Origin of the sequence: Methylobacterium sp. WL119, assembly GCF_008039875.1 — a bacterium.
Lineage (GTDB): Bacteria > Pseudomonadota > Alphaproteobacteria > Rhizobiales > Beijerinckiaceae > Methylobacterium.
In genome coordinates this window covers 40,869-63,088 of record NZ_VRUU01000003.1, presented here as the reverse complement: position 1 = coordinate 63,088, position 22,220 = coordinate 40,869, and the positions used below count along the sequence as shown (strand labels likewise).

Below are 22,220 nucleotides of genomic sequence, written 5' to 3'. Positions count from 1 at the left end.
GCGGCTTATGGCGGATGGGATTTACCGAGTCAACGTTTTGGCGGGCATCCGATGCCGCCGCGCGCGTCAGTGGCCCTCGAATTCCATCAGGGTCCGCACGGGCACGTCGAGGTCGCGCAGCTTCTGCGCACCGCCGATCTCGGGCAGGTCGATCACGAAGCAGGCGGCCACCACCTCGGCCCCGATCTGGCGGAGCAGGTTCACCGCCGCGGTCGCGGTCCCGCCGGTGGCGATCAGGTCGTCCACGAGCAGCACCCGGTCGCCCGGCTTGATCGCGTCGACGTGGATCTCCAGCTCGTCGGTGCCGTATTCGAGGGTGTAGGCGATCGACACCGTCTTGTGGGGCAGCTTGCCCTTCTTGCGCACCGGCACGAAGCCCGCCGAGAGCTGGTGCGCGACCGCCCCGCCGAGGATGAAGCCGCGCGCCTCGATGCCGGCGACCTGATCGATCCGCCCGCCCGCGAACGGATGCACCAGCGCGTCCACCGCCCGGCGGAAGGCGCGCGGGTCGCTGAGCAGCGTGGTGATGTCCCGGAACACGATGCCGGGCTTCGGATAGTCGGGGATCGAGCGGATCGATTCCTTCAGGGCGATGTGGCGGCGTTCCATGCCGGGCGGGCCTTCCTCGTGGTGATCGACGGCTTAGAGCAGATGGCGCGCACCCTGGCCAGTTCGGCGCTCAGCCGTTGACCTTGCGCAGGATCGCGACGAGCTCCCGGTGCAGGCCCTCGTTGCCGCAGGCCACCGACTTCGCGGCGAGGGGCTCCGAGGCGCCGTCGGCCGAGGTGACGAAGCCGCCGGCCTCGCGCACCAGGATGATGCCGGCGGCGATGTCCCAAGTCTGCAGGTCGCGCTCCCAGTACAGGTCGAGGCGGCCGCAGGCGACGTAGGCGAGGTCGAGGGCCGCCGAGCCCATCCGGCGGGTGCCGCCGGAGACCGCCATCACCGCGGCGACCTCGCGCAGCAGGCGGGGATGGTTGCCGCGGCCGAGATAGGGCGTGCCGTAGGCGCTCAGCGCGTCGGCCATGTCGACCCGGCCCGAGACGCGCAGGCGCCGGTTGTTGAGGTAGGCGCCCTTGCCGCGCTCGGCCACGAACAGCTCGTCCTTGACCGGATCGTAGATCACGCCGGCGACCACCTGGCCCTCGCGCTCGAGCCCGACCGAGATCGCGAAGTGCGGGATGCCGTGCAGGAAGTTCGAGGTGCCGTCGAGCGGATCGACGTGCCAGACGTGGCTCTTGTCGGTGCCCTCGACGATGCCGGATTCCTCCAGAACCATGCCGTAGCCCGGCCGCGCCTTCGTCAGCGCGTCGCGCAGCACCTCCTCGGCCTTGCGGTCGGCCGCCGAGACGAAGTCGCCGGGGCCTTTTCGCGAGACCTGAAGGTTCTCGATCTCGCCGTAGTCGCGCCGCAGCCCCCGCGAGGCCTTGCGCACGGCATCGACCATCACGGTCATCAGGGGGGAGGAGATCATCGGGGAGCCTCGAGCGTTCGCGCGTCGTTTGACGCCGCGTTAAACGCTCTCGGGCGCAGAATCGAGGGCCGGGCGGGGTATGCCTGTCATCCGCGCACGAGCCGGTCCGGCGCCGCATTCAATTCGGGTTGGCAATCGAGGAGCGGTGATCGAGGCGATGCGATGTCGTCACTGACCCCCATCGTGCTGCTTCACGGGCTTGGGCGGACGCCGAGGAGCATGGCCCGGCTGGCGCGGCGCCTCGAAGCGCTGGGCCATCAAACGCTCATCCCGGGCTATCCCTCGCAGAGCCGCGGGGTTCATGCGTGTGCGACGGGCCTCGAGCCTGTGGTCGAGGCTTTCCGGCAGCGTACCGGTCGAGCCATCGCGTTCGTCACCCACTCGATGGGCGGACTCGTGGCGCGCTGCCTCGCGACGGATCCGAATGACTCTCGGGCTATCGTGATGTTGGCGCCGCCGAACAGAGGCAGCGAAGTGGCCGATCACCTGTTCCAGTATCGTCTCGCGCGGGCGATGCTTGGTCCGGCACTCGCCGACCTGAGATCAGGCGTGCCCGACAAGCTGCCGATCCCACCCTGTTCAATCGGGATCATCGCCGGCACGCGGGCTTGGTTGCCGTTCACGGGACGTGTCATTGCTGGCCCGCACGACGGCTTGGTCGGTCTCGCCCGCACGCGCATCGCCGGACCGCACGACTGGATTGTCGTGGATGCCGCGCATACGCTGCTGATGAACCATCCGGACGTGTTCGAGGCGACGGGCGCCTTCCTGAGGGACGGCCGCTTCCCGGACCATCTGCATGATCTGCCGGACGACGTCATTGGCCCGGCACGGTAAGCGCCATCGCCGCTTCGCCGTCCAGCTTGTCCCGGTACGCGACGGTTCCCGTCCAAGCGAAGATCCGAGGTGATCGCGTTGGCCGAGGCCTTCTCGCCCTTCCGGTGCTCGCAGTGGAGAAGCGTCACGGTGCCGTGTTCGGCGTCGGCCCCGACCGACGGTCTGGCTGTCGGGCGGCATCAGCACCGACCATTATCGTCATGACGAGGGCGCAATCGCCGTGCGCCGCTCGAATTGAGCCTTATGCTCGCAACGCCATCGCTGGCGCCGCCGGAGGGGATAGCCCAACCAGGCGATGATGCCGGAGCATAGTGACTGAAGCTCATGGCCACCGTAGCGCGACCGCCAGCCAGCGAGTGCAGCCGTCGATCATATCCGATCATGCCAGAGAGCGGCACCATGGCGTTGATGACGTTCGCGTTGCCGCGCATGTCCTGGCCCTGGATCTGGCCGCGGCGGGAGTTGAGATCGCCGAGCCGGTATACTCCTCCGGCGAGACGACCTCGACCTTCATCACCGGCTCGAGCAGCACGGAGCCGCTCTTCTGCAGGGCCTCGCGCAGCGCCGCCCGGGACGCGATCTCGAAGGCCAGCGCCGAGGAGTCGACGTCGTTGTAGGCGCCGTCGATCAGCTCGACCTTGATGTCGACCACCGGGAAGCCGGCGAGGATGCCGGCGCCGAGGACCGAGTGCGACCATCGCTGCGTCGCTTGGTAAGGAATACTGATGAACCATCCCGACGTGGCGGAAGCGGCCCTCGCCTTCCTGCGCGATGGCCGCTTCCCGGATCGGTTGCGCGACATGCCGGGCGGAGCCGTCCGCCCGGCACGATAGGGCCTCAGGCCGCCATCGCCGCCTTGAGGTTCTCGTCGACCTTGTCGAGGAAGCCGGTGGTGGAGAGCCACTTCTGCTCGGGCCCGACCAGAAGGGCGAGATCCTTGGTCATGTAGCCCGCCTCGACGGTGTCGACGCAGACGGTCTCGATCGTCGTCGCGAACTTGGCGAGCTCGGCGTTGCCGTCGAGCTTGGCCCGGTGGGCGAGGCCGCGGGTCCAGGCGAAGATCGAGGCGATAGAGTTGGTCGAGGTCTCCTTGCCCTTCTGGTGCTCGCGGTAGTGGCGCGTCACCGTGCCGTGCGCGGCCTCGGCCTCGACGGTCTGGCCGTCCGGCGTCATCAGCACCGAGGTCATCAGGCCGAGCGAGCCGAAGCCCTGCGCCGCCGTGTCGGACTGCACGTCGCCGTCGTAGTTCTTGCAGGCCCAGACGTAGCCGCCGGACCACTTCAGGCACGAGGCGACCATGTCGTCGATCAGCCGGTGCTCGTAGGTGATGCCGAGCGCCTGGAACTTGCCCTTGAACTCGGCGTCGAACACCTCCTGGAACAGGTCCTTGAAGCGGCCGTCATAGGCCTTGAGGATGGTGTTCTTGGTCGACAGGTAGACCGGGTACTTGCGCGCGAGGCCGTAGTTCAGCGAGGCGCGGGCGAAGTCGCGGATCGAGTCGTCGAGGTTGTACATCGACATCGCGACGCCGGCGGCCGGGAACTTGAACACCTCCTTCTCGATCACGGTGCCGTCGTCGCCCTCGAACTTGATCGTCAGGCGGCCCTTGCCCGGCACCTTGAAGTCGGTGGCGCGGTACTGGTCGCCGTAGGCGTGGCGGCCGATGACGAAGGGCTGGGTCCAGCCCGGCACGAGGCGGGGCACGTTCTTGCAGATGATCGGCTCGCGGAAGATGACGCCGCCGAGAATGTTGCGGATCGTGCCGTTGGGCGAGCGCCACATCTCCTTGAGCTTGAACTCCTCGACGCGCTGCTCGTCGGGGGTGATGGTGGCGCACTTCACGCCGACGCCGTGGCGCTTGATCGCCTCGGCCGCGTCGACCGTCACCTTGTCGTTCGTGGCATCGCGATGTTCGACGCCGAGGTCGTAATAGTCGAGGTCCAGGTCGAGATAGGGGTGGATCAGCTTGTTCTTGATCTCGGACCAGATGATCCGGGTCATCTCGTCGCCGTCGAGCTCGACGACGGGCTTCGCCACCTTGATCTTGTCCATGAGCCGCTGCCTTCCGTGGTAATCCGGGCGGGCCCCATGCAAATGCCGTGCGGCCGCGGGGCGGGTCATAGCGCGGGCGTTTCCCGGGCGAAAGCCGGGGGCGCGGACAGGCCGCCGGGGCTGTCATGCAAGCTCGGCCGTGCGGCGCTTAGGGGTGGACATCCGGCCGTCCGGCTGGGATCAGCGCGCATCCATCACGCGTGAGGAGCAACCATGAGCGAGCGCATCATCCTGCGGGCCGGCGAGGCGCTGGTCGCCGGCGGGCCGCCGAACACCGCATCCGAGCCGGAGGTGATCATCGGCGAGCTCGACGGGCCGGTCGGCACCGCGCTGGCCACGCTGACCGGCGACCAGGTCGTCGGCCATTCCCGCGTCTTCGCGCTGCTGAACACCGACATCATGGTGCGGCCGGTGACGCTGTGCGTCTCCAAGGTCAGCGTCACGGAATCGAAGTACACCTCGATCCTGATGGGCACGGTGCAATTCGCCATCGCCAACGGCGTGCTCGACGCGGTCCGCGCCGGCTACATCCCCAAGGAGAAGGCCAACGACCTCGGCATCATCTGCTCGGTCTGGCTCAGCCCCGGCGTGATCCAGGCCGAGACCGTCGACCACAAGGCGTTGTTCGACATCCAGCGCCGCGGCATGACGGAGGCGATCCGCAAGGCGATGACCAACGAGCCCTCGATCGACTGGCTGCTGGAGAACCAGGACAAGATCGTGCACAAGTATTATCAGATGGGCCTCGACGGGAAGATCTGATCCTTGCGGCCGAGACCCTCCGGTCCGGCCGGCGGCCCTTCCGCACGGCGGACGTCCATGCGAGAGCGCCGCGCATGAGCGCCCCCGTCGTCATCCTCGTCGAACCGCAGCTGGCCGAGAACATCGGCATGACCGCCCGCGCCATGGCGAATTTCGGGCTGTCGGAGCTGCGGCTCGTTGCACCGCGCAACGGCTGGCCGAAGAAGGGCGCGCGCGAGGCCGCCTCCGGCGCGACGCACGTGCTCGACGCCGCCAAGGTCTTCGCGACGCTTCCAGACGCCGTCGCCGACCTCACCATGCTGCTCGCGACCACCGCGCGGGAGCGCGGGCAGATGAAGCGCGTGCTGCTGCCCGACGCCGCGATGACGGAGGCGGCCGAGCGCGGCGCGAACGCCGAGAAGGTCGGGGTGATGTTCGGCCGCGAGCGCGTCGGGCTCCTGAACGACGAGGTCTCGCTGGCCGATGCCATCGTCACCTTTCCCGTCGCCGAGGCATTCCCGTCGCTCAACCTCGCCCAGGCCGTGCTGCTGGTCGGCTACGAGTGGCGGCGCGCGGCGGGCCTCGCCCGGCCGCGCTTCACCGGCGAGATCCGGGCGCCGCAGGCGACCCGCGAGGCGCTGCTCTCCTTGTTCGACATCCTCGAGGCGACGCTCGCGCGCGCCGGATTCTACCCGCCGCAGAAGCGCGAGATCATCGCCCGCAACATGCGCGACCGGCTCCACCGCATGAGCCTGACCGACCAGGACGTGCGCACCTTCCGCGGTGCGCTCAAGGCGCTCGAACGCGGGGCGCACCGCCGACCGGACGACGCGTCCTAGAGGATTTTTGGTGATCCCCGGATCACGAAAAACGCTCTATCTTGTCGAGAGATCGCATTGTCTTCACGCGAGCTGGGATCCACCTCGCTTGAAGATGCTCTAGCCGCGATCGGCCGGCTTGCGGGCCGAGGCGGCCGCGGCGCGGCTCGACTGGGCGGCGAGGCTGCGCAGCGAGGCGAGGTTGGCGGCGACCTCCGCGGGCGGCAGGTCGCGCCGCAGGATCGCCTCGGCCTCGTCGAACCGGCCCTTCAGGCCGAGCACCAGGGCGAGGTTGCCGCGCACCCGCGCGTCGGCGCCGGGCCGCGAGACCGCCACGCGCATCGTCTCCTCGGCGCGGTCGAGCTGGCGCGCCAGCGCGTAGGACAAACCGAGATTGGACAGGACGGAGGGCTCGTCGGGGCGGATCTTGAGGGCCGCTTCGTAGAAGCTCTGCGCGCGGGCGTGATCGCCGAGCTGGTCGGAGACGGAGCCCTGCGCCGACAGGATGCGCCAGTCGGGCTGCGCCGGGGAATGGGCGTTCTGCAGCACGTCCTGCGCCTCCTGCAGCCGCCCGACCTCGACCAGGGACTTGCCGTAGGCGCCGAGCACCGCCGTGTTGCGCGGGTTCCGCAGGGCGGCCTGCTGCAGCACCGCGCTCGCCTGGGCACGCTGGTCGGTGGCCCGAAGCGCCTGCGCGTAGCGCATCGCGATGCCGAGATCGTTCGGGTTGGCGGCGTAGGATTCGGCGAGCGACTCGACCTGCCCGGCCGCGATGCGCGGGGCGTCGATCGAGCCGGTGGTCTCGGGCGAGCGCGACTGGCACCCGGCGGCCACGAGGGTAACCAGGCAGGCGGCGACCAGGCGGGGGGCCGAACCCCGGGCGAACGGGGCCGTATTCGGCCGGAGGGCCGCGATCATGGAATGCTCCGTCGAGGTCCGGCAGGAGGTTCTTCCCGTGCCGGACGGGACGGTGATAGAGCGTTAACCCTAACCCGGGGTTAAGCGCCCGGCCCGGCCAGGACCGCATGACAGACACCGCACCGTCCCTTCCGCCCCTGTTGCCGGCCGGAACCTCCGGCATCCCGATCTCCCTGGTCGCGAAGGACGGGTGGCCGAGGATCGAAGCCGGCCTCGACGCCGCGCAGCGGACCTATGCGGGGGCGATCGGCTTCGCGGCCAAGCCCGGGCAGGTGGCGTTGCTGCCCGCCGCCGACGGGACGCTCGCCCGCGTGCTGTTCGGCCTCGGCGAGACCGACGCGGCCGGCCACGATCGGCTTCTCGCCGGCAAGCTCCCCGGCCTGCTGCCGCCCGGCACCTACGCCTTCGCGGATGCCGAGGCGCCGGCCGAGGCGGCGCTCGCCTGGCTGCTCGGATCCTATCGCTTCTCGCGCTACCGCCCCGCCGGGCCGGAGCGCCCCCGCCTCGTCGCGCCGGAGGGAATCGACGCCGCCGACACCGATCGCATCGCCGCCGCGGTCGCGCTCGGGCGCGACCTCGTCAACACGCCGGCCAACGACCTCGGCCCGGCCGAGATCGAGGCGGCGGCGCGTGCGCTGGCCGAGCGGCACGGGGCGACGATCACGGTGATCGCCGGCGCCGAGCTCGAGCGCGATTTCCCGCTGGTCCATGCGGTCGGCGCCGCCTCGACCCGGCCGCCCCGGCTGATCGACCTCACCTGGGGGCCGGCCGACGCGCCGCGGGTGACGCTGGTCGGCAAGGGCGTCGCCTTCGACACCGGCGGCCTCGACATCAAGCCGTCGGCCGGCATGCTGCTGATGAAGAAGGATATGGGCGGCGCAGCCGCAGCCCTCGCCGCCGCCGACATGGCGATGGGCGCCGGCCTGCGCCTGCGGCTGCGCCTGCTCATCCCGGCTGTGGAGAACGCGATCTCCGGCGAGGCTTTCCGCCCCGGCGACGTGATCCGCAGCCGCGCCGGTCTCACCGTCGAGATCGGCAACACCGATGCCGAGGGCCGGCTGATCCTCGCCGACGCGCTGGCGCTCGCCGATGCTGACGCGCCCGAGCTGCTGATCGACTTCGCGACGCTCACCGGCGCCGCCCGCGTGGCGCTCGGCCCCGACCTGCCGGCGTTCTTCACCGAGGACGACGCGTTCGCCGCCGCGTTCGAGGCGGCGGGCCGCGCCGCGGCCGATCCGGTCTGGCGCCTGCCGCTGCACGCGCCCTATGCGAGCCTGCTCGCCTCGAAGGTGGCCGACCTCAACAATGTCTCCGGCGGCCCCTTCGCCGGGGCGATCACCGCCGCGCTGTTCCTGCGCCGCTTCGCCCCGAGCACCAAGCGCCACGTCCACCTCGACCTCTACGGCTGGAACCCCTCGGCCAAGCCCGGCCGGCCGGAGGGCGGTGAGGTGCAGACCGCGCGCCTGGTCTACGCGCTGCTCAAGGAGCGCTACCCGGCGGCGTGACACGCGGGATCTTCGTGGGGGAAGATGGCCCACGTCGTCGTCGGCTCGCCTGCCGGGCTCGTCGCGGGCCGGAGCCGGGCCGCTAGGCCGCGGCGGCCAGCGCCTCCGGGCCGGCGGCCTCGATGCGGTTCCCACCGAGGACTTTTGCCCGGTACAGCGCGCCGTCGGCGCTCGCGAGCCTCTCGGCGAGACCGCGGCCCTCCGGGGCCGCGAGCCCGCCGCTGACGGTGGCGTGGATCGCGAGGCCGTCCGCCCCCGCCGGCGCCGAAGCGAACCGGCGCGCGATCGCCGCGTCGCGGCTGAGCGCCGGCTGCCGGTCGCAGCCGGGCAGGAGCGCGGCGAACGCCTCGCCGCCGGGACGGACGAGGAGCGCATCGGACCCCGTCCCCTCGCGTACGGTCTCGGCGAACAGCGTCAAGTCTCGTCGCCGACCGGATGGCCGTAGCGGTCGACGGTCCGCTCGCGAACCTGGACGACGCCCGCGATGCAGGCTTGCCGCATGCCCGACATCCTTACGCCGCGTGATCACGAGGCTGCACGCGCCTGCGCGCCGAGGTTTCCACCAGCGCGCGTGTCGGCGACGGTCGCCGCGACCGCGATGATCGAGCAATGGCGGCGCTCTCGTCTTCCCGCGTCGACAGCCGCGACCCGGAGACGCTTGCGCGTCCACGTCTCATCCCGCCAGCGGCAGCCCCGTCTCGATCAGCCGTGCCCAGAGCGAGGCGCCGAGCGGGGCGGCGGCGTCGCAGAAATCGTAGTGCGGGTGGTGGAGCGCGGCGCTGTCGCCGTTGCCGAGGAACAGGTAGGCGCCGGGGCGCCGGCCGAGCATGTAGGAGAAGTCCTCGGCCGCCATCATCGGCGCGACGGCGCGGTCGACCCGCGCTTCGCCGACGAGGCCGGCGGCGACGTCGGCCATGAAGGCGGCTTCCGCCGGGTGGTTCTCGGTCACGGGGTAGCTCGATCCGAAGTCGACGCTGCCGACCGCGCCGAACCCGGCCGAGACCTGCTCGACGATCGCCACGATCCGCGCCTTCGTCGTTGTGCGCACCGCGGTCGAGAGCGCGCGCATGGTGCCGCGCATCGTCACCGTCTGCGGCAGCACGTTGAAGGCTTCGCCGGCCTCGAGCGCGCAGACCGAGACCACGGCCGATTGCAGCGGGTCGATGGTGCGCGACACGATCGATTGCAGGGCGATCACCACGTGGCTCGCCACCACGACGCTGTCGATCGCGTTGTGCGGCAGGGCGGCGTGGCCGCCGCGTCCCTCGATCATCAGGGTGAAGCGGTCGGTCGAGGCCATGATCGGGCCGGGACGGATCGCGAAGGATCCGAGCGCCAGGCCGGGGATGTTGTGCATCCCGTAGACCGCATCGATGCCGAAGCGCTCCATCAGCCCGTCCTCGACCATCGCCTCGCCGCCGCCGCCGCCCTCCTCCGCCGGCTGGAAGATCAGCACCGCCGTCCCGTCGAAGTTGCGGGTGGCCGCGAGGTACTTCGCGGCGCCGAGCAGCATCGCGGTGTGCCCGTCGTGCCCGCAGGCGTGCATCTTGCCCAGCACGGTCGAGCGGTAGGCGAGGTCGCGCACCTCCTGGATCGGCAGGGCGTCCATGTCGGCGCGCAGACCCAGGGTGCGGGCGGCGGCTTGGCCCGCACCGTGTCCGGCCCCGTTTCCCCTGCCCCGGATCACGCCGACGACGCCGGTCCGGCCGATGCCGGTCTCGACCGCGTCGCAGCCGAAGGCCGCGAGCTTGTCGGCGACGAAGCCGGCGGTGCGCGTGACGTCGTAGAGCAGCTCGGGATGGGCGTGCAGGTCGTGCCGCCAAGCGGCCATCTCGTCGGCGAAGCGCCGGATCTCCGGCAGGCCGCCCGTGAATCGGTCCTCGGCGGCCGCGCCGCGGACGTGGGCATCGCGGGCGATCGCAGGTTCGGCGGACGGGTGCGGCAACGGCATGGATCGGTAGGCCTTCGGCTCCGGTCGTCGCGGCCGGCAGGTCCCACCAGCAAACAGGGGGCCAACGCTCCGGTCAACGCGGGAGCGACGGCGTATCGCCTCAGCGGCGGCGCCCCGATCCGCCGTCGTTGTGGGCGAGCGTCTGCGCCGCAAGAGCCGCGTCCAGTTTCCGCATCGCCTCGAAGCGCGCGATGTCGGCCTCGACGTCGCGGATCGTCTCCTCGACGAGGTGATGCTGGATCGCGAGGCGGGGATCGTCGGGCGCCATGCCCTCGCGCTCGCGCAGGCGCAGCACCGCTTGCCGCACCACCCCGTAGACCGCCTCGCGCTCGGCCCGGTTCATGGTCGGCTTGATCGCCTGGGCGACGAGGTCGGAGAAGTCCGGCATGGGCGTGCGATCGGGTCCGCTCGAGGGGGGGCGGCCGGACCCGGATGCGGGCCGGCCCTATCGGGCGCTGCGCCCGCTCAGATCCGCTGGTCCCTGATCCCGCCGACGATCAGCGACACCGAGCTCCACAGCACCACGAAGCAGAAGAACAGCACCGCGAGCTGGCGCCAGCGCTTGGGATAGAGCGAATCCGTCGGGATCATCGGCGGCACGAAGGCCGTGAGGAAGATGTGCTGCTTGCCGGCGGAGACGCGCGCCCGGTCGAGCAGCGTGTTCGCCATCTCGTTGAGCTTCTCGGCGATGGTGCGCTCGACCATCAGGCCCTCGTATTCGAGCAGCGCGTTGGTCATGGTCGCGCCGCCGGCGGCGCCCCCGTCAGTGGTCAGCTGGTCCTGCAGCGTCTTCATCTGGCCGTCGATCGCCGCCACTGTCGCGGCGAGGACCTGGATCGAGCGGGACTTCTCGTCGAGGTTCGAGCCGCGCAGCACCTGGAGGTCGTTCTCCGCCTTCAGCTTCTCCTTGCGCAGGGTCATCATCGTCAGCAGGGTGCCCTCCGCCGACTTGATCGGATCGATGATGCCCCAGTGGTTGCGGTAGCGCTGGATGTCCAGCGTCGCCTTGCGCAGCCGCTCCTGCGCCGCCGCCGAATCGATCTCGGCCTGCTTGACCATGTCGGCCTGCGCGCGCCGCGAGATCTCGTTGATCAGCACCTCGGAGCGGGCGACGACGTCCTTGGCGATCGCCAGGGCGTCCTCCGGCGTAAAGGCGCGGACCGACAGCTGGATCACGCCCGAGATCGCGTCGATCCGCGCCTGGACGTGCTCCTGCCAGTACTTCGTCAGCTCCTCGATCGGCTGCGGCGTGCGATAGCGCGCCCAGAAGTCGGCTTCCTTGCGAGAGAACATCTGCGACACGCCGAGGCTCTTCTCGACGGCGTCGACCATCGCCTGGCTGTTGATGAAGTCCCGGACGATGTAGCTGTCCTGGCTGTTGTGCTTCTGAATCAGGCTGGTGTACTCGCCGAGCGACACGTTCTCCATCGGCTCGACGTTGCCGCGCACGGCGAACTGCGCCTCGGCGATGTACTGGTCCGAGGCGATCGCGAACAGGTAGAACCCGACGACCGCGGTCGGCAGCAGGACGAACAGGCTGAAGCGCTGGACCAGCCGGGCGACGTAGCTCTTCGGCTCCGCGTCGACCGGGCTGAGGCCCGGCAAGCGGGTCCAGGCGAGGCTCTCGCGGGTGCGCTGGACCAGCGAGCGCCGGGCCGGATCGCGGATCGGCTCGATCGTCTCGGCACCGCGCCGAAGCTCGGTCACAGACCGCTGCGCGACCTGCAGAAGGCCGCGGAGCCGATCGCCTTGCCTGACCTCGTCGACGCTCATCCGATCCGGTTTCCTGCGCTCTGCTCGTTCGACCGCGCCGTGACGGAGACGGCCGCGCCGTGCGACCTCGCCGGCTCGCTTTCGAGACGAGGCCCGCTCGCGATCGGAGCGGTGCCGCAATCCCGTTCTTTTCGGCCCTTTTTAAGGCGTCGGCGGTGCGCGGCCGGCGGCGGCCGGCACGATCCGCCGCGGTTGCGCGCCGCCCGTCCCCGTCCTACCCGATGTGCGATGAAAACGGATCCCGCCGACGTCGCACCTGCCCGACCCGTCCGAACGGCGAAGGCGAAGTTCTCCGAGGTGGTGGCGGTCTGCACGAAGTGCGCCAAGCGCCAGGGCTTGCCCAAGCGGGCGATCCGCGACCGGGTGAAGGCCGGCCTGAAGCAGGCCCGGCCCGGGGCGAAGCTTCGGATCGTCGAGACCGGATGCCTCGGCCCCTGCCCGAAGCGCCTCGTCGCCGTCGCCACCGGGGCCAGCGTCGCGGGCGGGCGGATCCTGCTGATCGACCCGACGGCGCCCGCGGCCGAGATCGCCGCCCAGCTGCTGCCGTGCCGGAGACCGGCCGCGCCGTCGCACGATCCGGAGGCCGGAGACGATCGGGACGCGGCCGCGTGACGGCGCCGGGGGCCTCCCGCGCGGGCCGGCCCGGGGTCGCGCGGGCGATCCTGCGCCGCCTGCCGCTGGCCGGCACCGTGCTCGGCCTCGGCCTCGCCGTCTGGCTCGTCGCCACCAACGACCTCGGAGCCGTCGCCGACGCGTTCGGCCGGATCGGGTTCCTGGGCCTGGCCGCCGTGGTGATGATGCGGGCGGCCATCGTGACGATCTGCGCGGTCGCCTGGCAGCGCATCCTCGACGGCCTGTCGCCGGCCGGCCTTCCCGCCTTCGCCACCCTGCGCTTCGTGCGCGAGGGCATCAACGTGCTGCTGCCGGTCGCCTCCGTCGGGGGCGACGTGGTCGGCGGCCGGCTGTTGACCTTCTGGGGCGTCGCCGGGCCGCTCGCTGCCGCCTCAATCCTCGCCGACATGCTGTTCCAGGTCGGAACGCAGGCGCTGTTCGCGCTGCTCGGCGCCGGCCTGCTGATGCAGGTGGAGGGCGAGCCGGCCGCCGAGCTCGCGCGCTGGGTGCTGCGGGCGCTCGCGGTCGCCGGCCTCGTGCTCGCCGCCTTCTTCGCCTTCCAGCGCACGGGTGCGGCGCGCTTCGTCGAGCGCAAGCTCGGCGCGCTCTCGCGGCGCTTCGTGCGCGAGGCCGAGCCGGCCCGCAGCGAGGGCGGCAGCGTGCAGGATGCGCTCGATGCGGTCTGGGGCCGCGGACGGCACTTGCGCCTGCTGCAATCGGTCCTGCTGCACGCGCTCGCCTGGACGCTGGGCGCGGCCGAGATCGCCATCGTGCTCGCCTGCATCGGCGTCGAGGGCGTGACTGTGTCCGAGGTCCTGGTGATCGAGGCCCTGAGCCAGGCGATCAAGTCGGCGGCCTTCCCGATCCCGAGCGGGCTCGGCGTGCAGGAGGGCGGCTTCGTGATCGTCGGCGCGCTGTTCGGCATCGATCCCGGCACCGCCATCGCCCTGTCGCTCGCCAAGCGCGTCCCCGACGTGGTGCTCGGCCTACCCTCCCTGATCGTGTGGCAGAACCTCGAATCGCGCCGCGGCACCGTGGGCTCGCCGACGCCATGAGCGCACGCAGCCCGTCCGCAAGGCTCGACCCGTCCTCCAGGCTTGCACGGCCCGAGAACCCGCCCCAGGGTGCCGCCGCCATGAAGCCCGCCGACATCCATGCTCGTTTCCGGATCCCGCGTCGTCTCGGGCTCGCCGTCTTCGCGCTCGCGCTCGGCGCGGGTCCGGCCGCCGCGCAGAGCCTCACCGTGGATCTCGGCGCGGGCGGCGCCAGCGAGCGCGCGCTGCAGCTCGTCGCGCTCATCACCGTGCTGGCTTTGGCGCCCTCGGTCCTGGTGATGGCGACCGCGTTCACGCGGATCGTGGTGGTGCTGTCGATCCTGCGCTCGGCGCTCGGCACCCAGACCGCGCCGCCCACCACGGTGATCGTCAGCCTCGCGCTGTTCCTCACCGCCTTCGTGATGGCGCCGACCGGGCGCGAAGCCTACCGCGCCGGCATCGAGCCGCTGCTCGCCAACCAGATCACGCAGGGGCAGGCCTTCGAGCGGGCGTCGGCGCCGTTCAAGGCGTTCATGCTGAAGAACGTCCGCGAGAAGGACCTGAAGCTGTTCCTCGACATGGCCAAGGTGCCGGTGCCCTCCGGGCCCGAGGCGGTCGGCCTCGAGATCGTCACGCCGGCCTTCATGATCTCGGAGCTGCGCCGCGCCTTCGAGATCGGCTTCCTGCTGTTCATCCCGTTCCTGATCATCGACCTCGTGGTCGCGTCGGTGCTGATGGCGGTGGGCATGATGATGGTGCCGCCGGCGACCGTGGCGCTGCCGTTCAAGCTGATCTTCTTCGTGCTGGTCGACGGCTGGACGCTCGTCGCCGGGTCGCTGGTGCAGAGCTACGGGGGAAGCTGACGCAGGCTTCGTTCGCGGAAAGCTCACATTGACGAGCCGCCCGGCGCGGCCCATCCTGAGCCCATGTCGGTCGACACCATCCACCTCATGCGGCGGACCGATCCCGGCGCTCCGCTGCGGGATCTCGACGACGTGCGCGTGCTTGCCAGTGTCGTGACGATGGACGGCGACATGATCCCGGCCGGCGCCGCGGGAACCGTGGTCGCGGTCTGGGGGGCCGGCGAGGCCTACGAGGTCGAGTTCCCGGAACCACCCGGCGCGCTCGCCACCGTCGAGGCAGCGCAGCTCGTGCGAACGGGGCGCTCGGTTCCTTGATCGACGAAGGCTGGTGGCCGGTCCTCGAGATTCCGGACGGCAAGCTGGTCGATTACCTCCTAAACCCCGAACATCCGACAGGCGGCCCGAAGGCGCGCTTCTTCCTGTCTTTCGGGTTCGATCGGTCCCGGCCGCAAGAGCTCGGCCGAGCCTTGCTGGCACAGGCCGACGCACTCTACGGCACGGAAGCCCTTCGCTTGGTCCAGGTCGACGGTCGCGTGCGCCTCGTCGTCGAGGGGCCGATCGCTGCCCCGGATGGACGGCGCCCGCGCGTCCGCGTCGTCTGGCAGCAACAAGCGGCGATCGCTTGGCGCCTCATCACCGCGGTGCCGCTGACGCGCTGATGCCTTCGCCCATCGACCCGACGAAGCGAAGGCCGCGATCACGGCAACCGCTCCGATGACGAATGCATGCGGCGGACGCATCGCCATCCGGCGAGGCCGCACCGCCAGGTCCGACGATGCTCAGCCTGGCGGCGTCGCTTGCCCGTCCGCGCGCTTCTCGGGCTCGCCGCGGGCGGGGAGCGAGGCGTCCGGGTAGCGCTTGCGGTACTCGGCGAGGAAGGCCGCCAGGGTCTCGGCGTTCGTCGCCTTCTGGGCGATCTCGCGGAACCCCGGCTTCTTGGTCGCGTCGGCGCTGGTCAGCAGCGCGAAGGTGCGGGCATCGGCGCTGTCGGCCATCGCATCCGAGAACTTGGCCTTCAGCCGCTCGAGCCCGATCGGCTCGACCGCGAGGTCGTAGGCGATGCCGGCGCGGATCACGTCGGCGCGGGCCGCGTCGTCGAGCACCTTGCCGGAGCGCCACGCATCGCCGAGCAGCGCCTCGTGCGCCTCCCCGGCCTCGCGCCAGCGCCGCGCCGACCACAGGATGTCCGCCCGCAGCCGCGCCGCGTCCGGGCCGGCCTCGCCCTCGATCGTCTCGAGCGCGAGATCGGTCCGCGACAGGTCGGACAGGGCACGCGCGCGCAGCAGCGACCGGGCGCGGCGCAGGTCGCGGGGAAGCTCGGGCAGGTAGGTTCCCTCGATCGCCTCCAGCGCCATCAGCGGCTTGCCGTCCATGAGACGGATCGAGGCGAGCTGCGTCGCGACGCTCGATCGGCTCGGTCCGGTGAGGCGGTTGTCGATCTGGTACTGGAGCAGGTTGGCGGCGGGATCGAGCAGGTCGAGGCCGACGAGCCGCTCGGCCAGCCGACGCACCACGGCGTCGCCCCGCCGCCCGATCGGCGCGAAGTCCTTGAAGTCGAAGTACAGCGCCACCGCGTCGATCCCGCTGAGCGAATCGCCCCGCGGCGAGAGGTACAGCTCGTCGAACAGCGCCATCGCCTCGTCGTGCAGCGCGCGGGTCTCGGGTGCATCGGAGCCGATGGCATCGGCGGCCCGCACGGCGGTGAAGGCGTCGCGGTAGCGCCCGGCCGCCATGTAGAGCCGGGCGAGCCCGGCGGTGATCGCGTTCTCGATCTCGCCGCCGTGCCAGGTGATCGCCAGCCGCTCGAGCCGGTCCATCGCCTCGTCGGGGGTGATCTTGCCGGTCTCGCGCGCGAGCAGCGTGCCGCGCAGAGCCGCCGCCGCCGCCGCCGGTCGCTCGCCCGATTCGGCGAGGCGATCGTAGGCGTCGAGCGCGGCCTTGGTCCGATCGGTCGCCTCGTCGACGCGGGCCCGGACCAGGGTGACGCGGTCCCGCTCCAACGGTGTCGGCTCGGCGGTCGCGAGCCGCGCGACCCGCTGCAATGCGGTGTCGAGGTCGCCGGTCTCGAGCGCGGATTCGGCCGCCAGCGTGCGGATCGTCGCCTGCAGGGCGAGCGGGTAGCGCTCGATCACCGGCAAGGTCCGCTGGAAGCCGGCCTCGGCGTCGTGCCAGCGTCCCACCTGCCCGTCGGCGACGGCGCGCCACAGCACTGCCTCGGGATCGCGCTGCAGCGCCTCGGTCGCGAGCACCCGACGCGCCTCTGCATTTCGGCCGATCGCGGCGAGCGCCGCGGCGCGCAGGATCGCGGTGTCGCGGCCGCTCGCCACCAGGGGGTCGTCGGCCGAGGCCGCGTCGAGGGTGGTCAGGGCCTCGGGCGCGAGGCCGTTGGCGAGCTGGGTGCGCGCGAGGGTGAGCCGCAGCGGGCCGCGCGTTCCGGCGGACGCCGCGATCGAGGCGCCGAACTGTGCCCGGATCGTCTCGCGCACGTCGCCGAGGCGCGCCTGCTCCCAGGGCTCGCGCTGGATCGCGAGGTTCGAGGCCTCGGCGAGCGGCGCTTCGGGGGGCCGCGCCACGGACGAGACCGCGAGGCCGCCCTCGCGCCCGATGACCACTCCGTCGAGGTCGGGACGCACGGTGAGGTCGTCGGCCTGAGCCAGCATGGCGAGGCCGAAGCGGCTCGGCAGCAGCTCGAAATCGACGAAGCGCTGGCGCTTCGCGATGCCGGCGGGCTTCCAGCTGCGCGCGGTGACGACGGCGATGCGCTCGCCGTCGAGATCGAGCCATGCCGCGCTGGCGGGTTGCGGCAGGCCGACCGCGACGCGCCCGTGCCCGGCGGCGTCGGGCAGGCGCGTCGGCGCGAGGGTGTCGCTCGGGCCGAGGTCGTCCCCCGCGGTCAGCTCCCAGGCGCCGGCGGCGGACCCGGCACGCACCGGCACGAGATCGAGCAAGGTCCCGGCCGGGACGGCGAAGCGCAACGCCGTCAGCGCACCCGTCCGCACCGGCTCGCCGAGGGCGCGTAGGCCGCCCGACCCGCCGGTCGGGAGGGCGACCGGCTCGCCGGTCTCGAAGACCAGGGTCGCGACCCCGCCGCGCTCGAACAATGCGACCGCCGGGCGCTTGGCGAACGGAAAGACGAGGCCGGACCCGGCCTGCCGCTCGGGCGGCTCGGGCGCCGGTGGCCGGTTCGGCGCCGCGGTGCCCGGTGGTCCGGCGGCCGCCGGAACATCGGCCGTGGCGGAGGCTTTGGCATCCCCGGTCCTGGGCGCGACCCGGCTCGGCGGCTCTCTCTTGCTCGCGGGTTCGGGCTTGGTCGCAGGTTCGGCCTTGGTCGCGGCTTCGGCCTTGGCAGCCTGCTCCGCCTTGGCAGCCGCCTCGGCCTTGGCGGCGGCGTCCTTCTTGGCGACGATGTCGAACACCACGGTGTCGTCGTCGCGGTCGGTCGAGACCGTGAAAGCATCGCCCGCCGCCACCACGAGCCCGGCCGTGGCATCGTCGGCCGACGCGGTCAGGCGGGCCATGTCCTGGCGCAGCCGGCCACGGGTCTCGGACAGGTCGAAGCTGTAGGCACCCATGATGCGCAGCCGCGTTGCGCCACCCTCCGGGCCGACCGTCGCCTCGGCGCCCTCGGGCAGCCGCACCGTCAGGCGGGTGAGCGTCGGCAGCTTCGCGACCTCGACGCCGAGCGGCCGGCGCACGGGTGCGGGGTTGCGCGATTTCAGGATCGCTTCCGCGGCACGCGCACGCCGGGCCAGGTCGGCGACGATCTCCGGGGGCAGCGGCGGCGGCAGGCTCGTCCAGCTCTCGGGCAGGAGGTCGACGAAGACCTTCTCGCCGGCTTCCTGCACGTTGACGCGCACGGTCCGCTGCACGGCGAGCCGCAGGCCGCTGCCGTCGGGATCGCGCCGGACGGCGGTGAGGTAATCGGGCAGCTGCGAGACCAGCCGCTCCGGCCCGGCCTCGGTCCGCTCGCCGTAGCCGAGCACCAGCACGCCGTTCGAGAGCCGCGCCTTGATCGAGACCGCGCTGTCGAAGGTGAAGGCGATTCGCGCATAGCCCTGCGCATCGGTGCCGGCGACGGCGAGGAGCTTCGCCGCCTGGGCCGGCAGCCCGAGGCCGATCAGGACGGCGAGCGCGAGGCCCGCGCTGCGGGGCGTGCGGCGGACCCCTGGTCCCGTCTCAAGCCTCGCGCCCATCGATACGCCGCACCCAGGGCGGCGGGCGCCCCGGACGAGGGACGCAACGCTCCGACGCCGCTGAGGGCCGACACTGCCGGATCGCGGCTAACGTGCGCTTAATCGTGGTCGCCGCCGCCGTCCCAACGGCATTCTCGATGGGAGGCCGCGCGACGCTCAGCGCCTGACGATCAGGTTCGGGACGATTCGGCTCGACGGGCCGAACGTCTCGATCGCGCGTTGGCAATTGGCCGGAACGTCCTTGCGATAGGTCTCGACATACGAGCGCGAGATCGCCGCCAGCTCGCCCTGCTCCAGGTCCTGCAGATCGATCCCGAGGCGCTCGACGGCCGATTTCAGAAGCGCGGGATCGCCCTGGATGTCCGGGCACGAGGTGTTGGCGAAGCCGACCAGCCCGGCGAGCCGCGCGGCCATGACCCGCTTCTTGTCCATCGGCGGTGCGTCGGGCATCGAGTCCGGCGGCGCACCGGGCGGGCTCGACTCTTGCGCCGCGAGCGGGCCGGCGAGGCAGGCGAGCAGGGCCGCCAGGATCATCGGGTCGCGCATGCTCGGCCTCTCCTCGTCGTCTCGCTCGCCAGTGTCGTGGCGCGGCGGGTTGATGTCCCGCGCGTCGCCTTGATCGCCGCGCGTCAGTTGCTCAGGGCGATCGCCCGGTCCCAGACCGGTGCGAACCCGCCGAGCGGCACGGCGATCGGCTGCGGATCGTTGGTCCCGGACTTCACCCCGATCACCTGAAGGGTCTTGGCCGTCCGCATCGCGTCGGTGGCGAGCGTCGGGAAGCTGATCGGCACCAGGCAGCCCTCGGATCCGCACGAGATGTAGGGCGCGCCCTTGCCGAGCACCACGTCGTCGAGCTTGAAGGTGATGCCCGGGTCGATCGCCAGGCCGAACGGCATCAGGATCAGCCCCTCGGACCGCCCGTCCTTGGGCGCCTGCAATTCGAAGGCGAACAAGCGCTTGCCGGTCTTGTTGTCCCCCTGCGACTGCATCAGCATGCACGACGTCGCCGGCTCGGCACGGCTGCAGCTCAGCGTCCAGTCGCCGTAATTCTCGGTGATGGAGAGTGCGCCGGCCGGCCAGACCGCCGCGGTCTTGGCAGGCGCGGCCTGCGCGGCAGGGGGGGCGGCCGGCGTCGCCTTCGGGGCCGGCTTCGGCGCGGGCGGGCGCGGCTTCGGCTTGACCTTCGGCGCGGCCTCGGGCTGAGCCTCCGGCGCCTCTTCCTGTGCGGCGCACGGGACTGTGCCGATCGACAGCGCGATCAGGACGGCGGCGAGGATCGCGGGACGGCGGGATGCGCGGATCGGCGACATGCGAAGAACGGCCCCCCCGGCCGATGTGGCGTTGAGGAAGCCGCCTAGCGGTCAAGCCGAGGCTGCGCAATCCGGTGCCGGTGGATTCGACCGGCGCCGCAACAGGATCAAGCGTGCGGCAGCGTCTCGGCGGCGCGGGCGCAACGCCGCTCGAAGGCGCTGCGGCCCTCGCGCCGGAGGACCCGCACGACCGTGAAGGCGAGGGTCAGGAAACCGGGATCGCGGTCCTGCGGCTCGTCGGCGGGTACCGGAACGCGGGCGGTGAGGACGGACAGCATGGCGGACTCCGTTCGATCGATGATCCGGCACGGATCGTGGTCGATTTCGCAGTGCAGCATGAGAGCGTTGTGCGATGCACGCAACATGAGGTTTGGTGGGGCTCGCATGCAGTCATCGCATGCCGCGGCAACACTTCGTCAACGACTCTGCTCGCCGCGCGGGCGTTGCGCGGTTGACCCTCACGGCACGAGGCGGCACTAGGGCCGGACATACCCTGCGCCGCGATCGATCGCCGACCGGGATCGGCGCCCGGGCCGGGGGGCCGTCGCGGACGTCCGTTCGCGGACGAGCCCGGCCTGTCGCCCCATCGTCACATCGGCCGCCTAACCCGAGCCGCCCCTGCGCGCCGCGCACATCCGAAGGACCGCCCGAGCCATGACCGACACGCCGAACCAAGGGCCGAACAGAGGGCCGATCCACGGTCGCATCAGCGGACCCATCGTGATGATCGGGTTCGGATCGATCGGTCGCGGCACGCTTCCGCTCATCGAGCGCCATTTCGAATACGACCGTGCCCGCTTCACCGTGATCGATCCGGATGATTCGCACCGGTCTCTCGCCGACAAGCACGGCCTGCGCTTCGAGACGGTCGCGCTGACCCGCGAGAATTATCGCGACGTGCTCACGCCCCTTCTCACCGAGGGCGGCGGCCAGGGCTTCTGCGTCAACCTCTCGGTCGACGCCTCGTCGCGCGCGATCCTGGAGCTGTGCCGCGAGCTCGGCGCCCTCTACATCGACACCGTCGCCGAGCCGTGGCCGGGCTTCTACTTCGACAAGGAGAAGAGCCAGGGCGACCGCACCAACTACGCGCTGCGGCAGGACATCCTGGACGCGCGCACCGCCAGCCCCGGCGGCACCACCGCGGTCTCGTGCTGCGGCGCCAATCCCGGCATGGTCTCGTGGTTCGTCAAGCAGGCGGTGCTGAACATCGCGAAGGACACCGGCGTGACCACGCCCGAGCCGAAGTCCCGCGCCGAATGGGCCGCGCTGATGCGCGAGGTCGGCGTCAAGGGCGTCCACATCGCCGAGCGCGACACCCAGCGCGCCAAGCATCCGAAGCCGCAGGGCGTGTTCGTCAACACCTGGTCGGTCGAGGGCTTCGTCTCGGAGGGCAACCAGCCGGCCGAGCTCGGCTGGGGCACGCACGAGACCTGGATGCCCGAGAACGCCCGCGAGCAGGAGAAGGGCTCGCGCTGCGCGATCTACCTGCTCCAGCCCGGCGCCGACACCCGCGTGCGCTCGTGGACCCCGACTGCGCAGTCGCAGTTCGGCTTCCTCGTGACCCACAACGAGGCGATCTCGATCTCGGACTACTACACGGTTCTCGAGGGCGAGCGCGCGGCCTACCGCCCGACCTGCCACTACGCCTACCACCCGGCCAACGACGCCGTGCTGTCGCTCCACGAGATGTTCGGCAATGCCGGCAAGGTGCAGGAGAAGCACCACATCCTCGACGAGAACGAGATCGAGGACGGCATCGACGAGCTCGGCGTGCTGCTCTACGGCCACAAGAAGAACGCCTACTGGTACGGCTCGCAGCTCTCGATCGAGGAGACGCGCCGGATCGCGCCCTACCAGAACGCCACCGGCCTTCAGGTGACCTCGGCGGTGCTCGCCGGCATGGTCTGGGCGCTGGAGAACCCCGAGGCCGGCATCGTCGAGGCCGACGAGATGGACTTCCGCCGCTGCCTCGAAGTCCAGACCCCGTATCTCGGCCCCGTCGTCGGCGTCTACACCGACTGGACGCCGCTGGCCGGCCGCCCGGGCCTGTTCCCGGAGGACATCGACGCCAGCGACCCCTGGCAGTTCCGCAACGTGCTCGTGCACGGCTGAACCCGAGCGTCCGCGCCGTTGCGGACC

At 71.3% G+C, this 22,220-nt stretch carries 22 protein-coding genes and 1 pseudogene; 10 read left to right on the top strand and 13 right to left on the bottom strand.

What is annotated here, in order from left to right:
* Window positions 1-66: 66 nt before the first annotated feature.
* Complete coding sequence (locus FV227_RS02485) at window positions 67-609, bottom strand: adenine phosphoribosyltransferase (protein WP_147725873.1); 543 nt, start codon at window positions 607-609, stop codon at window positions 67-69.
* A gap of 70 nt (window positions 610-679) precedes the next feature.
* Window positions 680-1,474, bottom strand: a complete 795-nt coding sequence (locus FV227_RS02480) for an inositol monophosphatase family protein (protein WP_147725872.1) — start codon at window positions 1,472-1,474, stop codon at window positions 680-682.
* Window positions 1,475-1,636: 162 nt separating this feature from the next.
* On the opposite strand from FV227_RS02480, the gene FV227_RS02475 reads away from it, so the two are divergent.
* Window positions 1,637-2,311 carry an alpha/beta fold hydrolase gene (locus FV227_RS02475; RefSeq protein ID WP_147725871.1) on the top strand — a complete coding sequence of 225 codons (675 nt, stop codon included), beginning with the start codon at window positions 1,637-1,639 and terminating at the stop codon, window positions 2,309-2,311.
* A gap of 335 nt (window positions 2,312-2,646) precedes the next feature.
* Here the strand turns inward: FV227_RS02475 and fusA are convergent.
* Window positions 2,647-3,002 (bottom strand): annotated as a pseudogene (gene fusA, locus FV227_RS02470) (elongation factor G); the annotation flags it as partial.
* Window positions 3,003-3,148: 146 nt separating this feature from the next.
* Window positions 3,149-4,363 carry an NADP-dependent isocitrate dehydrogenase gene (locus tag FV227_RS02465; RefSeq protein WP_147725870.1) on the bottom strand — a complete coding sequence of 405 codons (1,215 nt, stop codon included), beginning with the start codon at window positions 4,361-4,363 and terminating at the stop codon, window positions 3,149-3,151.
* Window positions 4,364-4,576: 213 nt separating this feature from the next.
* On the opposite strand from FV227_RS02465, the gene FV227_RS02460 reads away from it, so the two are divergent.
* Both FV227_RS02460 and FV227_RS02455 read left to right on the top strand, forming a co-directional pair.
* The gene (locus FV227_RS02460; RefSeq protein ID WP_147725869.1) at window positions 4,577-5,125 is read left to right on the top strand and encodes a formaldehyde-activating enzyme; all 549 of its coding nucleotides are present in this window, start codon (window positions 4,577-4,579) and stop codon (window positions 5,123-5,125) included.
* A gap of 74 nt (window positions 5,126-5,199) precedes the next feature.
* The gene (locus FV227_RS02455; RefSeq protein WP_147725868.1) at window positions 5,200-5,943 is read left to right on the top strand and encodes an RNA methyltransferase; all 744 of its coding nucleotides are present in this window, start codon (window positions 5,200-5,202) and stop codon (window positions 5,941-5,943) included.
* Window positions 5,944-6,042: 99 nt separating this feature from the next.
* On the opposite strand, the gene FV227_RS02450 is transcribed toward FV227_RS02455, so the two are convergent.
* Window positions 6,043-6,840, bottom strand: coding sequence for a tetratricopeptide repeat protein (locus FV227_RS02450; RefSeq protein ID WP_147858217.1), 798 nt, complete (start codon window positions 6,838-6,840; stop codon window positions 6,043-6,045).
* 107 nt (window positions 6,841-6,947) lie between these two features.
* Between FV227_RS02450 and FV227_RS02445 the strand changes: the two genes are divergently transcribed.
* Window positions 6,948-8,345, top strand: coding sequence for a leucyl aminopeptidase family protein (locus FV227_RS02445; RefSeq protein ID WP_147858216.1), 1,398 nt, complete (start codon window positions 6,948-6,950; stop codon window positions 8,343-8,345).
* Between the two features lie 82 nt (window positions 8,346-8,427).
* Here the strand turns inward: FV227_RS02445 and FV227_RS29625 are convergent, their stop codons facing one another.
* From FV227_RS29625 to FV227_RS02425, 4 genes are all read right to left on the bottom strand, one after another.
* Complete coding sequence (locus FV227_RS29625; RefSeq protein ID WP_246686373.1) at window positions 8,428-8,763, bottom strand: diguanylate cyclase; 336 nt, start codon at window positions 8,761-8,763, stop codon at window positions 8,428-8,430.
* 255 nt (window positions 8,764-9,018) lie between these two features.
* Entirely contained in the window at window positions 9,019-10,206 is a 1,188-nt protein-coding gene (locus tag FV227_RS02435; protein WP_246686379.1) for a M20 aminoacylase family protein, read from the bottom strand.
* A 190-nt stretch (window positions 10,207-10,396) separates the two neighbouring features.
* The gene (locus tag FV227_RS02430) at window positions 10,397-10,684 is read right to left on the bottom strand and encodes a hypothetical protein (protein ID WP_147728782.1); all 288 of its coding nucleotides are present in this window, start codon (window positions 10,682-10,684) and stop codon (window positions 10,397-10,399) included.
* A gap of 77 nt (window positions 10,685-10,761) precedes the next feature.
* Complete coding sequence (locus FV227_RS02425; RefSeq protein ID WP_147728783.1) at window positions 10,762-12,069, bottom strand: capsule biosynthesis protein; 1,308 nt, start codon at window positions 12,067-12,069, stop codon at window positions 10,762-10,764.
* A 228-nt stretch (window positions 12,070-12,297) separates the two neighbouring features.
* Here FV227_RS02425 and FV227_RS29620 point away from each other — a divergent pair, with 228 nt between their 5' ends.
* The 5 genes from FV227_RS29620 (at window position 12,298) to FV227_RS02400 (ending at window position 15,237) form a co-directional block, all read left to right on the top strand.
* On the top strand, window positions 12,298-12,681 hold the full coding sequence (locus FV227_RS29620) for a hypothetical protein (protein ID WP_187276811.1): 384 nt from the start codon (window positions 12,298-12,300) through the stop codon (window positions 12,679-12,681).
* Window positions 12,678-13,736 carry a lysylphosphatidylglycerol synthase domain-containing protein gene (locus FV227_RS02415; RefSeq protein WP_246686374.1) on the top strand — a complete coding sequence of 353 codons (1,059 nt, stop codon included), beginning with the start codon at window positions 12,678-12,680 and terminating at the stop codon, window positions 13,734-13,736. The genes FV227_RS29620 and FV227_RS02415 overlap by 4 nt, the downstream gene beginning before the upstream one ends.
* A gap of 80 nt (window positions 13,737-13,816) precedes the next feature.
* Window positions 13,817-14,578, top strand: a complete 762-nt coding sequence (fliP, locus tag FV227_RS02410; RefSeq protein WP_147858243.1) for a flagellar type III secretion system pore protein FliP — start codon at window positions 13,817-13,819, stop codon at window positions 14,576-14,578.
* Window positions 14,579-14,641: 63 nt separating this feature from the next.
* Window positions 14,642-14,893 carry a DUF4926 domain-containing protein gene (locus FV227_RS02405; protein ID WP_147728581.1) on the top strand — a complete coding sequence of 84 codons (252 nt, stop codon included), beginning with the start codon at window positions 14,642-14,644 and terminating at the stop codon, window positions 14,891-14,893.
* Complete coding sequence (locus tag FV227_RS02400; RefSeq protein ID WP_147728582.1) at window positions 14,890-15,237, top strand: DUF6883 domain-containing protein; 348 nt, start codon at window positions 14,890-14,892, stop codon at window positions 15,235-15,237. Before FV227_RS02405 ends, FV227_RS02400 begins: the two co-directional genes overlap by 4 nt.
* Window positions 15,238-15,357: 120 nt before the next feature.
* On the opposite strand, the gene FV227_RS02395 is transcribed toward FV227_RS02400, so the two are convergent.
* The 4 genes from FV227_RS02395 to FV227_RS28790 form a co-directional block, all read right to left on the bottom strand.
* Window positions 15,358-18,771: a tetratricopeptide repeat protein gene (locus FV227_RS02395; protein ID WP_147858214.1), complete on the bottom strand. Its 3,414-nt coding sequence runs from the start codon at window positions 18,769-18,771 to the stop codon at window positions 15,358-15,360.
* 156 nt (window positions 18,772-18,927) lie between these two features.
* The gene (locus FV227_RS02390; RefSeq protein WP_246686375.1) at window positions 18,928-19,317 is read right to left on the bottom strand and encodes a hypothetical protein; all 390 of its coding nucleotides are present in this window, start codon (window positions 19,315-19,317) and stop codon (window positions 18,928-18,930) included.
* 83 nt (window positions 19,318-19,400) lie between these two features.
* Window positions 19,401-20,081, bottom strand: a complete 681-nt coding sequence (locus tag FV227_RS02385; RefSeq protein ID WP_147858213.1) for an invasion associated locus B family protein — start codon at window positions 20,079-20,081, stop codon at window positions 19,401-19,403.
* A gap of 107 nt (window positions 20,082-20,188) precedes the next feature.
* Entirely contained in the window at window positions 20,189-20,359 is a 171-nt protein-coding gene (locus FV227_RS28790) for a hypothetical protein (RefSeq protein ID WP_187274656.1), read from the bottom strand.
* Window positions 20,360-20,735: 376 nt separating this feature from the next.
* Here FV227_RS28790 and FV227_RS02380 point away from each other — a divergent pair, with 376 nt between their 5' ends.
* Window positions 20,736-22,193 (top strand): saccharopine dehydrogenase NADP-binding domain-containing protein, encoded by a 1,458-nt coding sequence (locus tag FV227_RS02380; RefSeq protein ID WP_147858212.1) that lies wholly within the window; start codon window positions 20,736-20,738, stop codon window positions 22,191-22,193.
* The last annotated feature ends 27 nt before the right edge of the window (window positions 22,194-22,220 follow it).

Excerpts from the sequence above, each read along its gene's own strand:
- FV227_RS02430 (WP_147728782.1), bottom strand. The coding sequence starts at position 10,684 with ATGCCGGACTTCTCCGACCTCGTCGCCCAGGCGATCAAGCCGACCATG.
- FV227_RS02465 (WP_147725870.1), bottom strand. The coding sequence starts at position 4,363 with ATGGACAAGATCAAGGTGGCGAAGCCCGTCGTCGAGCTCGACGGCGAC.
- FV227_RS02485 (WP_147725873.1), bottom strand. The coding sequence starts at position 609 with ATGGAACGCCGCCACATCGCCCTGAAGGAATCGATCCGCTCGATCCCC.
- FV227_RS02380 (WP_147858212.1), top strand. The coding sequence starts at position 20,736 with ATGACCGACACGCCGAACCAAGGGCCGAACAGAGGGCCGATCCACGGT.
- FV227_RS28790 (WP_187274656.1), bottom strand. The coding sequence starts at position 20,359 with ATGCTGTCCGTCCTCACCGCCCGCGTTCCGGTACCCGCCGACGAGCCG.
- FV227_RS02390 (WP_246686375.1), bottom strand. The coding sequence starts at position 19,317 with ATGCGCGACCCGATGATCCTGGCGGCCCTGCTCGCCTGCCTCGCCGGC.
- fliP (WP_147858243.1), top strand. The coding sequence starts at position 13,817 with ATGAAGCCCGCCGACATCCATGCTCGTTTCCGGATCCCGCGTCGTCTC.
- FV227_RS02445 (WP_147858216.1), top strand. The coding sequence starts at position 6,948 with ATGACAGACACCGCACCGTCCCTTCCGCCCCTGTTGCCGGCCGGAACC.
- FV227_RS02395 (WP_147858214.1), bottom strand. The coding sequence starts at position 18,771 with ATGGGCGCGAGGCTTGAGACGGGACCAGGGGTCCGCCGCACGCCCCGC.
- FV227_RS02455 (WP_147725868.1), top strand. The coding sequence starts at position 5,200 with ATGAGCGCCCCCGTCGTCATCCTCGTCGAACCGCAGCTGGCCGAGAAC.
- FV227_RS02385 (WP_147858213.1), bottom strand. The coding sequence starts at position 20,081 with ATGTCGCCGATCCGCGCATCCCGCCGTCCCGCGATCCTCGCCGCCGTC.
- FV227_RS02475 (WP_147725871.1), top strand. The coding sequence starts at position 1,637 with ATGTCGTCACTGACCCCCATCGTGCTGCTTCACGGGCTTGGGCGGACG.
- FV227_RS02480 (WP_147725872.1), bottom strand. The coding sequence starts at position 1,474 with ATGATCTCCTCCCCCCTGATGACCGTGATGGTCGATGCCGTGCGCAAG.
- FV227_RS02405 (WP_147728581.1), top strand. The coding sequence starts at position 14,642 with ATGTCGGTCGACACCATCCACCTCATGCGGCGGACCGATCCCGGCGCT.
- FV227_RS02425 (WP_147728783.1), bottom strand. The coding sequence starts at position 12,069 with ATGAGCGTCGACGAGGTCAGGCAAGGCGATCGGCTCCGCGGCCTTCTG.
- FV227_RS29620 (WP_187276811.1), top strand. The coding sequence starts at position 12,298 with ATGAAAACGGATCCCGCCGACGTCGCACCTGCCCGACCCGTCCGAACG.
- FV227_RS02460 (WP_147725869.1), top strand. The coding sequence starts at position 4,577 with ATGAGCGAGCGCATCATCCTGCGGGCCGGCGAGGCGCTGGTCGCCGGC.
- FV227_RS02450 (WP_147858217.1), bottom strand. The coding sequence starts at position 6,840 with ATGATCGCGGCCCTCCGGCCGAATACGGCCCCGTTCGCCCGGGGTTCG.